The 13,064-nt window shown below is 61.5% G+C and carries 11 protein-coding genes; 8 read left to right on the top strand and 3 right to left on the bottom strand.

Annotated elements, in window-relative coordinates; genetic code table 11:
* Positions 1-105: 105 nt before the first annotated feature.
* The 4 genes from HBO11_RS11120 to HBO11_RS11105 all read left to right on the top strand — a co-directional run bounded on the left by HBO11_RS11120 (position 106) and on the right by HBO11_RS11105 (position 5,147).
* Positions 106-1,638, top strand: coding sequence for an MBOAT family protein (locus HBO11_RS11120; protein ID WP_169954551.1), 1,533 nt, complete (start codon positions 106-108; stop codon positions 1,636-1,638).
* Between the two features lie 11 nt (positions 1,639-1,649).
* Positions 1,650-2,840 carry an alginate O-acetyltransferase gene (locus HBO11_RS11115; protein WP_169954552.1) on the top strand — a complete coding sequence of 397 codons (1,191 nt, stop codon included), beginning with the start codon at positions 1,650-1,652 and terminating at the stop codon, positions 2,838-2,840.
* Positions 2,841-2,856: 16 nt separating this feature from the next.
* Positions 2,857-3,510: an alginate O-acetyltransferase AlgF gene (locus HBO11_RS11110; protein ID WP_169954553.1), complete on the top strand. Its 654-nt coding sequence runs from the start codon at positions 2,857-2,859 to the stop codon at positions 3,508-3,510.
* 185 nt (positions 3,511-3,695) lie between these two features.
* Complete coding sequence (locus tag HBO11_RS11105; protein ID WP_169954554.1) at positions 3,696-5,147, top strand: mannose-1-phosphate guanylyltransferase/mannose-6-phosphate isomerase; 1,452 nt, start codon at positions 3,696-3,698, stop codon at positions 5,145-5,147.
* A 111-nt stretch (positions 5,148-5,258) separates the two neighbouring features.
* Here the strand turns inward: HBO11_RS11105 and HBO11_RS11100 are convergent, their stop codons facing one another.
* The gene (locus HBO11_RS11100; RefSeq protein WP_169954555.1) at positions 5,259-7,997 is read right to left on the bottom strand and encodes a DUF6543 domain-containing protein; all 2,739 of its coding nucleotides are present in this window, start codon (positions 7,995-7,997) and stop codon (positions 5,259-5,261) included.
* 203 nt (positions 7,998-8,200) lie between these two features.
* Between HBO11_RS11100 and HBO11_RS11095 the strand changes: the two genes are divergently transcribed.
* Positions 8,201-8,665 carry a multidrug transporter gene (locus HBO11_RS11095; protein ID WP_169954556.1) on the top strand — a complete coding sequence of 155 codons (465 nt, stop codon included), beginning with the start codon at positions 8,201-8,203 and terminating at the stop codon, positions 8,663-8,665.
* 20 nt (positions 8,666-8,685) lie between these two features.
* Positions 8,686-9,498, top strand: a complete 813-nt coding sequence (locus HBO11_RS11090; RefSeq protein ID WP_169954557.1) for an SDR family oxidoreductase — start codon at positions 8,686-8,688, stop codon at positions 9,496-9,498.
* 41 nt (positions 9,499-9,539) lie between these two features.
* Here HBO11_RS11090 and HBO11_RS11085 read toward each other — a convergent pair whose 3' ends face one another.
* The gene (locus tag HBO11_RS11085) at positions 9,540-10,394 is read right to left on the bottom strand and encodes a LysR family transcriptional regulator (protein WP_169954558.1); all 855 of its coding nucleotides are present in this window, start codon (positions 10,392-10,394) and stop codon (positions 9,540-9,542) included.
* A gap of 110 nt (positions 10,395-10,504) precedes the next feature.
* Here HBO11_RS11085 and HBO11_RS11080 point away from each other — a divergent pair, with 110 nt between their 5' ends.
* On the top strand, positions 10,505-11,692 hold the full coding sequence (locus HBO11_RS11080; protein WP_169954559.1) for an MFS transporter: 1,188 nt from the start codon (positions 10,505-10,507) through the stop codon (positions 11,690-11,692).
* The gene (locus HBO11_RS11075) at positions 11,692-12,096 is read left to right on the top strand and encodes a DUF4440 domain-containing protein (RefSeq protein WP_169954570.1); all 405 of its coding nucleotides are present in this window, start codon (positions 11,692-11,694) and stop codon (positions 12,094-12,096) included. Before HBO11_RS11080 ends, HBO11_RS11075 begins: the two co-directional genes overlap by 1 nt.
* Positions 12,097-12,196: 100 nt before the next feature.
* Here HBO11_RS11075 and HBO11_RS11070 read toward each other — a convergent pair whose 3' ends face one another.
* A complete protein-coding gene (locus HBO11_RS11070) occupies positions 12,197-13,057 on the bottom strand; it encodes an HlyD family secretion protein (protein ID WP_169954560.1) in 861 nt (286 codons plus the stop codon).
* Positions 13,058-13,064: the final 7 nt, after the last annotated feature.

The following is a 13,064-nucleotide window of genomic DNA, read 5'->3' as shown; positions in this document are numbered from 1 at the left end:
CCCCGTTTCGTCAGTGCAAATGTAGTACCACCCTCCCCGGTTTTTCGTGGGGGGTTTGGGGGGGCCGTTGGCCCTTGACTGTTGGTTAAACATGGAGAGATCGGGATGGTTTTCTCGTCCAATGTGTTCCTGTTTCTGTTCTTGCCGATCTTTCTCGGCTTGTACTATTTGAGCGGGCAACGCTATCGCAATCTGCTGCTGCTGATTGCCAGCTACGTGTTCTACGCCTGGTGGCGAGTGGACTTCCTGGCGCTGTTCGCCGCCGTGACCCTGTGGAACTACTGGATCGGCCTCAAGGTCGGTGCCGCGGGCGTGCGCACCAAACCGGCCCAGCGCTGGCTGCTGCTCGGCGTGGCGGTCGACCTGTGCATCCTCGGCTACTTCAAGTACGCCAACTTCGGTGTCGACAGCATCAACCTGATGATGAAATCGGCGGGCCTGGAGCCGTTTATCCTGACCCATGTGCTGTTGCCGATCGGGATCTCGTTCTACATCTTCGAGTCCATCAGCTACATCATCGACGTGTACCGCGGCGATACCCCGGCCACCCGCAACCTCATCGACTTTGCGGCGTTCGTGGCGATCTTCCCGCACCTGATTGCCGGCCCCGTGCTGCGTTTTCGCGACCTGGCCGACCAGTTCAACAACCGTACCCACACCCTGGATAAGTTCTCCGAGGGCTGCACGCGGTTCATGCAGGGTTTTATCAAGAAGGTGTTTATCGCCGACACCCTGGCGGTGGTGGCCGATCATTGCTTTGCCCTGCAAAACCCCACCACCGGTGACGCCTGGCTCGGCGCGCTGGCGTATACCGCACAGCTGTACTTCGACTTCTCCGGCTACAGCGACATGGCCATCGGCCTGGGCTTGATGATGGGCTTCCGCTTTATGGAGAACTTCAAGCAGCCGTATATCAGCCAGTCGATCACCGAGTTCTGGCGGCGCTGGCATATCAGCCTGTCCACCTGGCTGCGTGATTACCTGTACATCACCCTGGGCGGCAACCGCAAAGGCACCCTGACCACCTATCGCAACCTGTTCCTGACCATGCTGCTGGGTGGCCTGTGGCACGGCGCGAACATCACCTACATCGTCTGGGGCGCCTGGCACGGCATGTGGCTGGCGATTGAAAAAGCCATCGGCCTCAACACCTCGCCACGCAGCTTCAACCCGGTGCGCTGGGCCTTCACCTTCCTGCTGGTGGTGATGGGCTGGGTGATCTTCCGTGCCGAAAACCTGCACGTCGCCGGGCGCATGTACGGCGCGATGTTCAGCTTTGGCGAGTGGTCGCTGTCGGAACTCAACCGCGCCAACCTGACGGGCCTGCAAGTGGCGACCATGGTGGTGGCCTACGCCACGCTGGCGTTCTTCGGCCTGCGCGACTTCTACAGCAATCGCCCGGCCGACAAGGCCAAGCCGGCTGATCCGAGCCTGATCAAGGCAGTGCCTGGGGATAACCCCGGCAGCATCCAGGAGCCCGGTTTCAGCGTCGGCAGCAACGCCGCCGTGCAACCGGCCTACTGGACCGCTGACTGGCCCCGCTACGCCATGCGCGCCCTGATCCTGCTGCTGTTCGTGGCGTCGATTCTCAAACTCTCGGCGCAAAGCTTCTCGCCGTTCCTTTACTTCCAATTCTGAGGGAGCCGACCATGACCCGTTCATTCCGCATCCTCTACGCCGCGCTGTTCATGACCCTGCTCATGGCCCTGGGCGCGTGGTCGGTGCGCAGTTTCTTCGGTTTCAATACCAACGCCGACGCCACCGTGCTCAACGGGCGCTGGGCCAAGGCGGTCGAAACCCATTACGACGATGAGTTCCCGATCAAGCGCCTGGGCACCAACCTCTGGGCGGCGCTGGACTACAAGCTGTTCAACGAAGGCCGCCCCGGCGTGGTGCTGGGTCGCGATCACTGGCTGTACAGCGACGAAGAGTTCAACCCCGCCGTCAACGAAGAGCAGAACCTGCAAGACAACTACGCCCTGGTCGAAGGCGTGCGCCAGACCCTCAAGGCCAAGGGCGTGCAGTTGGTGATGGCGATTGTCCCGGCCAAGGTGCGCCTGTACCCCGAGCACCTGGGTGAAGTGCAGCCGGCGAGCATTCATGCCGGGCTCTACCAGGACTTCCATGCCCAGGTGGCCGCCGACAAGATCCTCGCTCCCGACCTGCTGGGCCCGCTGCAACAGGCCAAGCTCCATGGCCAGCAAGTGTTCCTGCGCACCGACACCCACTGGACCCCGGATGGCGCCGAAGTTGCCGCCAAGCAATTGGCCCGTGTGATCAACGCCAAGACCCTGCTCAGCGGCGAACCCCAGCGTTTTGTCACCGACGCCGAGGGCATCGCCCCCCACAGCGGTGACCTGCGCCTGTTCCTGCCCCTGGACCCGTTGTTCGAAAACCTGATGCCGCCCAAGGAGCCCCTGCAAAAACGCGTGACCCACGCGGTGCAGGCCCAGGCCGCAGGCGACGACGCGCTGTTTGCCGACAGCGAAATGCCGGTGGCCCTGGTGGGCACCAGCTACAGCGCCAACCCCAACTGGAACTTCGTCGGTGCCCTGAAGCAAGCCCTGGGCAGCGAAGTGGTGAACTACTCCGAAGACGGCCACGGCCCGATCCTGCCGATGCTCAGCTACCTGAAAAGCGCTGACTTCAAGAACAGCCCGCCGCAAGTGCTGATCTGGGAGTTTCCTGAACGCTATCTACCGGTGAACAACGAAATCGGCGAGGCCGACCCCAAGTGGGTCGCGCAGCTCAAACACGCCGGTACGCGCCAACAGAACATGGCAAGCAACACCCCTGTTAAAACCGAAAAATCCGAGACGCCCGACCGGGCGCAAAACTGAAAGAGAGGTAACTCACATGACTTTCACTACTAATCCGCGTCGTCTCGCCAAGACCCTGGCCCTGGCTGCCGGCATGAGCTTCGTATCAATGTCCGTCTTCGCCGGTGACGCCGCCCTCTACGGCCCCGTTGCGCCAAAAGGCTCCAGTTTCGTGCGCCTGTTCAACGCCAGCAACCAGGAAGTCAGCGCCAGCGTCGGCAACACCGCGCTGAGCGATGTGGCACCGCTGGCCAGCAGCGACTTCAGCTTCCTGCCGGGCGGCGACTACAGCGCCAAGGTCGGTAGCCAGAACGTCACGGTCAAGCTGGCCGCCGATCACTACTACACCCTGGTCAACAGCAGCACTGGCCAGCCGCAACTGATCGAAGAACCGCCGTTCAAGAACAAGCAGAAATCCCTGGTGCGCGTGCAGAACCTCAGCGACAAGGCCCTGACCCTCAAGACCGCCGACGGCAAGACCGACGTGGTCAAGGCCGTGGCCGCCAAGGGCCGTGGCGAGCGCGAGATCAACCCGGTGAAGGTCAGCCTGGCGCTGTACGACGGCGACAAGAAGGTTGGCGACGTGAAGCCGGTGGCCCTGGAACGTGGTGAGGCGGCGGTGCTGTATGTCACCGGCTCCGGCAGCAACCTGTCGCCAGTGTGGGTCAAGCGCCCCGTGTCGACCCGTTGATGATTTCCCTGAGTTGAGACGCCCCCTTGTGGGAGCTGGCTTGCCAGCGATGGCGGTCTTGAAGGCGCTATCGCAGGCAAGCCAGCTCCCACACTGTCCGCGTGTCGACTCAGGACCGAGACAAAAACAAGAGTGAAACGACAAACCTTCGTAGCTCTGACCCAAATCGATTCAAGGAGAAACACATGATCCCAGTAATCCTTTCCGGTGGTAGCGGCTCACGTCTTTGGCCGCTTTCCCGTAAACAGTTCCCTAAACAGTTCCTCGCCCTGACCGGCGAGCACACGCTGTTCCAGCAAACCCTGGAGCGCCTGGTGTTCGAAGGCATGGACGCACCGATCATCGTCTGCAACAAGGACCACCGCTTTATCGTCAATGAGCAACTGAGCACTCGCAAGCTCGACAGTCAGCGCATCCTGATGGAACCGTTCGGGCGCAACACCGCGCCGGCCGTGGCCCTGACCGCGATGATGCTGGTCAACGAAGGCCGTGACGAGCTGATGCTGGTCCTGCCTGCCGACCACGTACTGGACGATCAAAAAGCCCTGCAACGCGCCCTGGCCCTGGCCACCGTGGCCGCCGAGCGTGGCGAGATGGTGCTGTTCGGCGTGCCGGCCACCCGCCCGGAAACCGGCTACGGCTACATCAAGTCCACCAACGATTCACTGCTGCCCGAAGGCGTCAGCCGCGTGCAGCAGTTCGTCGAAAAACCCGATGAAAAACGCGCCGTCGAGTTCGTCAAGAGCGGCGGTTACTTCTGGAACAGCGGCATGTTCCTGTTTCGCGCCAGCCGCTTCCTCGAAGAGCTGAAAAAGCACGACCCGGACATCTACGACACCTGCGTGCTGACCCTGGAGCGCAGCGAACACACCGCCGACACCGTGACCTTCGACGAAGCCACCTTCGCCTGCTGCCCGGACAATTCCATCGACTACGCGGTGATGGAAAAAACCCAGCGCGCCTGCGTGGTGCCGCTGAGCGCCGGCTGGAGCGACGTGGGTTGCTGGGCTTCGCTGTGGGCGGTCAACGACAAGGACGCCAACGGCAACGTGACCAAGGGCGACGTGGTGATCCAGGACAGCAAGAACTGCATGATCCACGGCAACGGCAAGCTGGTGTCGGTGATCGGCCTGGAAAACATCGTGGTGGTGGAAACCAAGGACGCGATGATGATTGCCCACAAGGACAAGGTCCAGGGCGTCAAGCAGATGGTCAACACCCTCAACGAACAGGGGCGCAGCGAGACCCAGAACCACTGCGAGGTGTACCGCCCGTGGGGCTCCTACGACTCGGTGGACATGGGCGGGCGTTTCCAGGTCAAGCACATCTCGGTCAAGCCCGGCGCGTGCCTGTCGCTACAGATGCACCACCACCGCGCCGAACACTGGATCGTGGTCAGCGGCACCGCCGAAGTGACCTGCGACGAAAACGTGTTCCTGCTCTGCGAGAACCAGTCCACCTACATCCCGATTGCCTCGGTGCATCGCTTGCGCAACCCGGGCAAGATCCCGTTGGAGATCATCGAAGTGCAATCGGGCAGTTACCTGGGCGAGGACGATATCGAGCGGTTTGAAGATATCTACGGGCGCTCGACCCCGATCGAGCGTGGCGTTTCGGTAAAAACCATCGCGCAGTAATACCGCAGAACAAAAAGCCCTCGCCCGGCCCATTGCGTCCCCTATCCGCAGTGGGTTGAGTGGGGGCTTTTTCTGAGTGCGGCATTGATCACCCTCCCAGGGTGGCAGCCTTCATTGGAAATAGTCCTTGAACGTGTTCGTCCCCAGATACAGGAAGTTCGACGGCGTCAGCTTGATTTCCTTGGGCATCTTAAGCTCAACAAACGGACTGCCTGCGGTGACCGGGCCTAGATCCGTGGGCGCCTGCTCAGAGCTGAATATCACCATGTAGTCGCCACTGCCCACGTAGCGTTCATTGCCTAGGAACAGCAGGTTCTCAACGTTTTCACTGTTGAATTGCTGGCCTGGAGGGTTAACGTACACCCCGCCCTTGGAACCCGCGCGCCGTTCACCACGCGCCAGATCGTTGATACTGTGCTCGCGGGCGATGGCTTCTGAACCTGCCTTGCTGGTGTAGTGAATGTAAACGGGCTTGCCGTTGTAGGTGCCCGAGTCGACGATCGATTGCCAATCCTGATGATTGACCAATGCTTGATTCGCCGCTGAGCTTGATGCCAGCGGGCCGGACCCGGCCGGGCGTTCTCGGGAAGCGTTGACACCCTTGGCTTGTTTGTTCCCCCCAAGCATCCTGCTCGAACGCCATTCGCCATTCGCCCCCGCTTCGACGGTCAGTACGGGTTTACCCGTCAGAGGGTCAACAATCTGGACGTAACCGTCACTGAGTTTGAAATCACTTTTGATCTCATACGTATTGGCAATACCTGACTGATCGGTGTAACGGATAAACCACCGATCGGCTCCCGCCTCGTCCTTGAATTGATAAATCCCTTTGCTATTGAGGGTGCTCCTGGCGAGCAATGCCTCGCCATCCGCGACGACATAGGCGCTCAGATTGCCCGCTTGTGACGGTCGCAACAGATTGGGCACATCGACACCCGCGTTGGCGAGTTCAAGGACTGCCGGCTCTTCAGTGGGCAGTGCAAAGGGGTCTTCGGCTGCCGAGCCGGTACCCACGGAAGAGAACAAGGTGTTGAGCATTGCGTCGAACGTCTTCGACGCCCCATCACGGCGCTCGGCCTGGGTGTCGCCCGACGCCTCCTTTTCGCTGCCCAGTACAATTTCCGTGAGGCCTGCGACCACGGCGGCAGCGGCGACCGGTGCGCCCAACGGCGCCAGTTTGAGCAGCAATTGTGCTCCGACCGAAATGTCGTTGAGCCAGGTGTCACGCGTGACTTGGCTGTTGGATTTGATCGCGGTGTCTGCATCGTTGTTCATGCGCTGCTGGCTCAGGTCCGCCATGTGGCTGAACACATCGCCCTTGATCGCGAAGTTGCCGCGGTCAATGACGCTGCCCTCCTGATCGCTGACACTTGCCGTACCGAGGTACTCCAACGTGGTATCCAGGCCATCTTTGGGACGGATATCAGGCACCAGGGAGCTCAGCGGTACTATTGCGTTGAGCAAGGTGCTGCCAAATCCCCCGGTATCGCTGTTCTGCCGATCAGCCAGGGAAAAGTGCGACTCCAGGGCGGTGCGCGACTGGGGCGTCCTGGCCTGCTCGCTGACCCATTGATCCATTTTTTCCAGCGAGGCGAACTTGAGAAAAGCCGGCTGGGCATCAGGGATATAGAGAATCTGCACGCCGTCCAGCCGACCGTTGACATATTTTGGGGAGCCCTCCCCGGGCAGGGTAAAACGCACAATGTCACTGGATTGAAAACCATTGATATCGAAGGTATGGACCTGGACGTCGCCACTTACCGGGGACTTCGCCTGCAATTTGTCGACGGTCAGGGGCTGGTCTTCAGCCAATGCCTCACCGGTAACAGCCTTCATCAGCCGTTGATAGTCGCTGTGGGTGAACTCATGCTCGGCCGGCTGCAGCGCTCGCTCAGCCGGTAGCCTGGCCTCCTGGGCCTTGAGTTGCTCGCCGGCCTTATAGATGAATATGCCTTTCTGAACGGTGCGGTAGTCGTCGGCGTGGTCTTTCCAGAAGCTGTGGATTTTTTCGGACATGCTTGTCTGGAAATCGGACTTCCACAGGGCCGTCATGAAGTCCGAAGGCTTCAGGGGGATTTGGTTATGAGCACCGTAGCCGGCTTTTTGGCTTTGCCCGGGGCCGTCTTTATACAAACCTGCTTCCGAGTCCAGAGTGCCGGGAATCCCGTCGTGCTCGGAAAAGTTCTTCAATACCGCGTCGGTCAACGTGATGGATGAAGTGGGCTCTTCCTTCAAGTGTTCCCAACCGGTAACGGTGGCCGCAGATTGTGATGCGTCAAACCGATTCAAATAGGTCTTGTCGGCGTCCACATGGGTTCCGGTCAACTGGAACACAATAGCTTGCGCCAGCTTTTTGGCTTCTTGGCGCACATCGGGAAATGCCACCGCGGTATCCAGCGCAATGGACTTGAACTTGGCTTTCTCCAGATTGGCCCTGGCCACCTGCTCGGTAATGACTGCGTAGGCATTGGAGGTGGCTGTGGGCTCTAGGGACGATACGGTCTGCCTGAGTTGGCTGAGCTCTTCGCGGTTTTGCGGAACGCTCCAGCCATTGGCGGTGATGTATTGCGCAAGGCTGATGTGTAGGGTCGGGCCTGAGTGTGGCGCATCCGGCGCCAACTGGATCTTGGCCGTCTGCAAGGCTGGAAAAATCCGCTTATTGGATATACGGCCCGTGGTAATGCCTTGCTCCAGGCCGGCCAGTGTCAGGATCAGCGAATTACGGTGGTCCAGGTCACTGCTGCCGGAGGGTGATTGGGTATTGGATGCAGGTTTTGTTGGACTGCTCTCTTGGGTGGCATCGACGAGGTGGTAAGCGGGAGGAGAGAAGTTTCGTATGGGAAAGCTCATGGGGTGTGTGCTCCGCACGTCTATAGAAGACCGCAGATCAACGGTTGTCGCTCTGTGGCTGTATATATTTAAGTGAGGCGAACGCCGCCCATGATTCCAGCGCCAAGGTATCGGGGCGTGTCCGCGTGCGGGCAACCGCAAGCCGATAGGCAACCGCCTGCTGTCAACGGTACGATGGTTCACCTATCCGCGAGGCTGCCCCCATGTTCTTCGGTGTTCTACTGATCATCACCTGGCTGATCCTGCTGCTGCGCTACCCGGCCAGGGCGTTGCCGGTATCCCTCGCCGCCGCTGTGGGCCTGGGCTGTGTGGCGATGTGGGTGGTCTGGCTGGACAATCGCGAAGCCGCGCAACTGGCGCGCCTGGAGCTGCGCATCAGCTACGCCCCCGAGCAGTGCCCCGCCGACCGCCCCTTGCAGCTCAAGCTGAACAACGGCAACGACGTCCCCCTGACCGAACTGCGCTGGCGCGTCGGCGCCTATGCGCCGGGTGATACGGTGAACCTGGCTGATAACGTCTATGCTGCCCCGCGCTATCGCGGCCCCGGCGAGCTGCAGGCCGGCGCCACCTGGGAAGATTGCCTGCCGGTGCCGCCACTGCGCCCCGGCTACCGCCCGCAAACCCTGGAGTTTCGCGCCGAACACCTGCAAGGCAGCTTCTCCGACTAACAACCGCACAGGATTGATCCATGCCCAACGTGCTTATCACCGGTTGCTCCAGCGGCATTGGCCGGGCCCTGGCCGATGCCTTCAAAACCGCCGGCTACAACGTATGGGCCAGCGCCCGCCGCCCCGAAGACGTCGCCGCACTCACAACTGCCGGCTTGCAGGCCGTGCAACTGGACGTCAACGATGGCGCGGCCCTGGCGCAACTGGCTGGACAGGTAGGCGAGCTGGATGTGTTGATCAACAACGCCGGCTACGGCGCCATGGGCCCGCTGCTCGACGGTGGCACCGAGGCCATGCAGCGCCAGTTCGAGACCAACGTGTTCGCCATCGTCGGCGTGACCCAGGCGCTGTTCCCCGCCCTGCGCGCACGCAAAGGGCTGGTGGTGAATATCGGCAGTGTGTCCGGGGTGCTGGTCACGCCATTTGCCGGCGCCTACTGCGCTTCCAAGGCCGCCGTGCATGCCTTGAGCGACGCGTTGCGCATGGAGCTCGCACCGTTTGGCGTGCGGGTCATGGAAGTGCAGCCAGGGGCGATCAACACCCACTTTGCCAAGAACGCCGGCACCCAGGCCGAATTGCTGATCAATGAACAATCGCCATGGTGGCCACTGCGCGAAAACATCCGCGCCCGCTCCCAGGCCTCCCAGGACAAACCGACCCCGGCCAGCGTGCTTGCAGCGGATGTGCTCAAGGCCGTGCAACAGGGTCAACCACCCCGCCTGCTGCGCTCGGGCAATGGCAGCCGGGCGTTGCCCTTGATGGCGGCGCTGCTGCCCAAAGGGTTGTTGGAGAAGGTGTTGAAGAAGCGGTTCGGGCTCAGTGGAGCGCTTTGATCATTGTGGCGAGCGGGCTTGCCCTCTGCACAGGGGCTTCGCTATTTCATGAAATCAATAAACGCCCGCACCTTCAGCGGTAAATGCCGCGTGTCCGGATACAGCGCATACACCCCCTGGGGCGCGAAGCGATGATCCGGCAACAGGCGTACCAGCCGCCCCGCGTCCAGATCCGCCTGCACCAGCCACTGCGGCAGGACCGCCACGCCATGGCCGCGCACGGCAAATGCCTGCAGCACGGCAGCACTGTCAACCACCAGCGCACTGGGGCCCGAGCGATATTGATGCTCGCCACCTGCCGGGTCGGTCACGCTCAACTCGGTCAAGCGGCCATGCCCCAGCTTGGGCAGTTGTTCCAGTTCATCCAGCGTTTGGGCGGTACCCAAACCAGGCGCCGCGACGGCAAATACCTGGTAAGTGGATAACTGCACCGCACGATGATTGGAGTCCACCAGGCGCCCCAGCCGGATCGCCACGTCAAACCTTTCGCAGATCAGGTCGGCATGGGTCGAGGATGTGGATAAGTGGATGTTGAGGTCCGGGTGCAGGCGGCGAAAACCTTCCACTGCGGGCGCGACCACCGCCAGCGCATATTCAACAGTCGTGGTGATGCGCAACGTGCCCTTGAGCTGGGCGTGTTCAGAGCGTGCCTCTTCCACCGCCAGCCGTGCTTCTTCGAGCATGCGTGTACAACGCAGGTAGAAACGCTCACCGGCATCGGTGAGCGCCAGTTGGCGGGTACTGCGGGTGAGCAGGGTGACGCCCAGTTCGGCTTCCAAACGTTTGAGATTGAAGCTGACCACCGCGCGGGTCTGGCCCAGCAGATCGGCGGCGGCCGTCAGCGAGCCGGCCTCGACCACAGCCTTGAAAGTGTCGAATCGGTCCAGGCTAACCATGGCCATCGCCCCCGTTGTCAAAATATTTTTGACAAACTAACAGGCAAACCCGTGTATCCCAAGCTCTGCGACCGGCCTACCCTGCCAGCCTCAAACGCTGGATCACCCCTATGACCTACCGCTCGAAAGTCGCCTGGATCTTTTTACTGGGGTTCGCCCTGGACCTGGGGAACATGTTTGTCGCCACCGTCGCCTACCCGGATATCGCCCACGAACTGCAGGCCTCGGTCACGCAATTGGCGTGGATCAGCAACGCGTACCTGCTCGGCCTGACCCTGATTATCCCGCTGAGCGTCTGGCTCGCCGCAGTGCTGGGCGAGCGGCGGTTGATCGCCGCGAGCCTGGGGCTGTTTGGCATGGCATCGGTGCTGGTGGGCCAGGCCGAATCGATCCAGGCCTTGATCGGCTGGCGGCTGTTGCAAGGCTTGGGGGGCGGATTGCTGATACCGGTGGGCCAGGCCTTGGCGTACCGACACTTTGCCCCTGGGCAGCGTCACCAACTGACGGCCCGAGTGATGTCGGTGGCGCTGCTGGTGCCGGCGCTCTCCCCGGCGCTGGGCGGCTTGCTGGTGGACACGGTGTCGTGGCGCTGGATTTTCTACGCCAACCTGCCATTGGTCCTCCTGACCCTGCTGCTGGCACTGCTGTGGATAAAACCCGATGTGCCCGCCACCACGCGACCGGCCCTGGCTTTGGGGAGTCTGTTCAACCAGATCCGCCACCCGATGCTGCGAGTGGCGATGCTGGTGTATCTGTTCATCCCCGGCGTATTTATCGGCACCAGCCTGATCGCCATCCTCTACCTGCGAGACCTTGGATACGACGCGACACGCACCGGGGCCTTGATGCTGCCGTGGGCCCTGGCTTCGGCCCTGGCCATCTACCTGAGCAAGCAGTGGTTCAGCCGGTGCGGGCCCAAGCCATTGCTGCTGGCCGGCATGGCCTTGCAATGCGCCGGCATCCTGCTGCTCAATGCGGCCCAACCCGCCCTGCTGGTGGGCGCCTATGCCCTGATGGGCCTGGGTGGCAGCCTGTGCAGCAGCACCGCGCAGACCCTGGCCTTTCTGGATATTCCTGCCGAACGCATGGGCCACGCCAGCGCGCTGTGGAATATCAATCGGCAAGTGAGCTTTTGCCTGGGTGCAGCGGCACTCAGCGCCGTGCTATCGGCCTCGGATTCCTTCACCATGACCTTCTTGATTGCGGCAGCCCTGACACTGCTGCCGCTCTTGGCAGTGCCAAGCCTGGATACCTCCAGGGTTCGCGCACTGCTTCACCCTGCCTGCGAGCCTCAATGATGATTGATTACAGCGACTTTTTCGAAGAAGTGATCCAGACCCACATCGAGATCGAGCAATGGTTTGCCGGCACAGCCCCCGAAGGCACCCTGCAGAACCTGCTGGCGCGCTTCTCCCCCGAGTTCAGCATGATCGCCCCCGCCACCGGCGCACGGGTCAATACCGCCGGGGTCAAGGCCCTGTTCACGCGCCTGGGTGGTATGCGGCCCGGCTTGAAAATCACCTTGAGTGAACTGGCGGGCATCGACCGCCATGCACGCGGGGCCACGGTGACCTACCGCGAACACCAGATCGATGCCAGCGGCACGCAAACGGACCGCCGCGCCACCGTGGTGTTCGAGAAGCAGGCCAGCGGCGCGCTGCTGTGGCGGCACCTGCACGAGACCTATATCCAGGGCCAATAACCCTCCCCTGTAGGAGCCGGCTTGCCGGCGATAACGGTGTGTCAGTCAACTGGTGGATGGCTGACAGGCCGCTATCGCCGGCAAGCCAACGCCTACAAGTTTAGTTTTGTGCCTGGTTGACGATCACCGTGCAGGTGATCCCCGCCGCCAACAACACACCCTGCGGCACTTCATCAATATGAATGCGCACCGGCACTCGCTGGGCCAGGCGTACCCAGTTGAAGGTCGGGTTCACGTCGGCGATCAGTTCGCGGCTCTCGGGGTTGTCGCGGTCGTAGATGCCACGGGAGATGCTTTCTACGTGGCCCTTGAGGGTCTCGCCGCTCATCAGTTGCATGTCGGCTTTATCACCGACCTTCACATGGGGCAGCTTGGTTTCTTCGAAGAAGCCGTAGACCCAGAACGAGTTCATATCGACTACGGCCATCTTGGCTTCGCCAATGCGTGCGTAGTCGCCGCGATGCACGTTGAGGTTGGTGACATAGCCGTCTACGGCCGCCAGCACTTGCGTGCGTTTCAAATTCAGCTCTGCCGCTTCCAGTTGCGCCAGGGCATGTTGGTAGTCGGCCAGGGCCGAGTCGGCGATGTTGCTGGCGTCGTCGCGGTTCTCTTTGGAGATCACCAGGGCGTCGAGGTCGGCGCGGCGGTGGGCGTTGACCTTGCGCATCTCCCAGGTGGCTTTGCGTGAGGCAACCAAAGATTGCGCCTGCTTGACCGCGATGCGGTAGTGCTCGGGGTCGATCTGCATCAGTAGGTCGCCCTTTTTCACCAACTGGTTGTCACGCACCGGCACGTCCACCACTTCGCCGGTGACATCCGCGGCCACGTTGATGATATCGGCGCGCACCCGGCCATCGCGGGTCCATGGGGTCTGCATGTAATGGACCCATAGGGTACGGCCAATCCAGATCGCCAGGGCCAACACCAGCAGGGTTGCGAGCAAGCTGAAAAACTTTTTCATCGGGGCA

Origin of the sequence: Pseudomonas sp. WS 5010, from assembly GCF_012985565.1 — a bacterium.
In the GTDB taxonomy this organism is placed as follows: Bacteria; Pseudomonadota; Gammaproteobacteria; order Pseudomonadales; family Pseudomonadaceae; genus Aquipseudomonas.
The sequence above is the reverse complement of the archived record's forward strand: the minus strand, read 5'-3'. Positions and strand labels throughout refer to the sequence as shown.

What these genes read in the sequence shown, in the direction of transcription:
- HBO11_RS11120 (WP_169954551.1), top strand. Translation starts at nt 106, where the DNA reads ATGGTTTTCTCGTCCAATGTGTTCCTGTTTCTGTTCTTGCCGATCTTT.
- HBO11_RS11115 (WP_169954552.1), top strand. Translation starts at nt 1,650, where the DNA reads ATGACCCGTTCATTCCGCATCCTCTACGCCGCGCTGTTCATGACCCTG.
- HBO11_RS11110 (WP_169954553.1), top strand. Translation starts at nt 2,857, where the DNA reads ATGACTTTCACTACTAATCCGCGTCGTCTCGCCAAGACCCTGGCCCTG.
- HBO11_RS11105 (WP_169954554.1), top strand. Translation starts at nt 3,696, where the DNA reads ATGATCCCAGTAATCCTTTCCGGTGGTAGCGGCTCACGTCTTTGGCCG.
- HBO11_RS11100 (WP_169954555.1), bottom strand. Translation starts at nt 7,997, where the DNA reads ATGAGCTTTCCCATACGAAACTTCTCTCCTCCCGCTTACCACCTCGTC.
- HBO11_RS11095 (WP_169954556.1), top strand. Translation starts at nt 8,201, where the DNA reads ATGTTCTTCGGTGTTCTACTGATCATCACCTGGCTGATCCTGCTGCTG.
- HBO11_RS11090 (WP_169954557.1), top strand. Translation starts at nt 8,686, where the DNA reads ATGCCCAACGTGCTTATCACCGGTTGCTCCAGCGGCATTGGCCGGGCC.
- HBO11_RS11085 (WP_169954558.1), bottom strand. Translation starts at nt 10,394, where the DNA reads ATGGTTAGCCTGGACCGATTCGACACTTTCAAGGCTGTGGTCGAGGCC.
- HBO11_RS11080 (WP_169954559.1), top strand. Translation starts at nt 10,505, where the DNA reads ATGACCTACCGCTCGAAAGTCGCCTGGATCTTTTTACTGGGGTTCGCC.
- HBO11_RS11075 (WP_169954570.1), top strand. Translation starts at nt 11,692, where the DNA reads ATGATTGATTACAGCGACTTTTTCGAAGAAGTGATCCAGACCCACATC.
- HBO11_RS11070 (WP_169954560.1), bottom strand. Translation starts at nt 13,057, where the DNA reads ATGAAAAAGTTTTTCAGCTTGCTCGCAACCCTGCTGGTGTTGGCCCTG.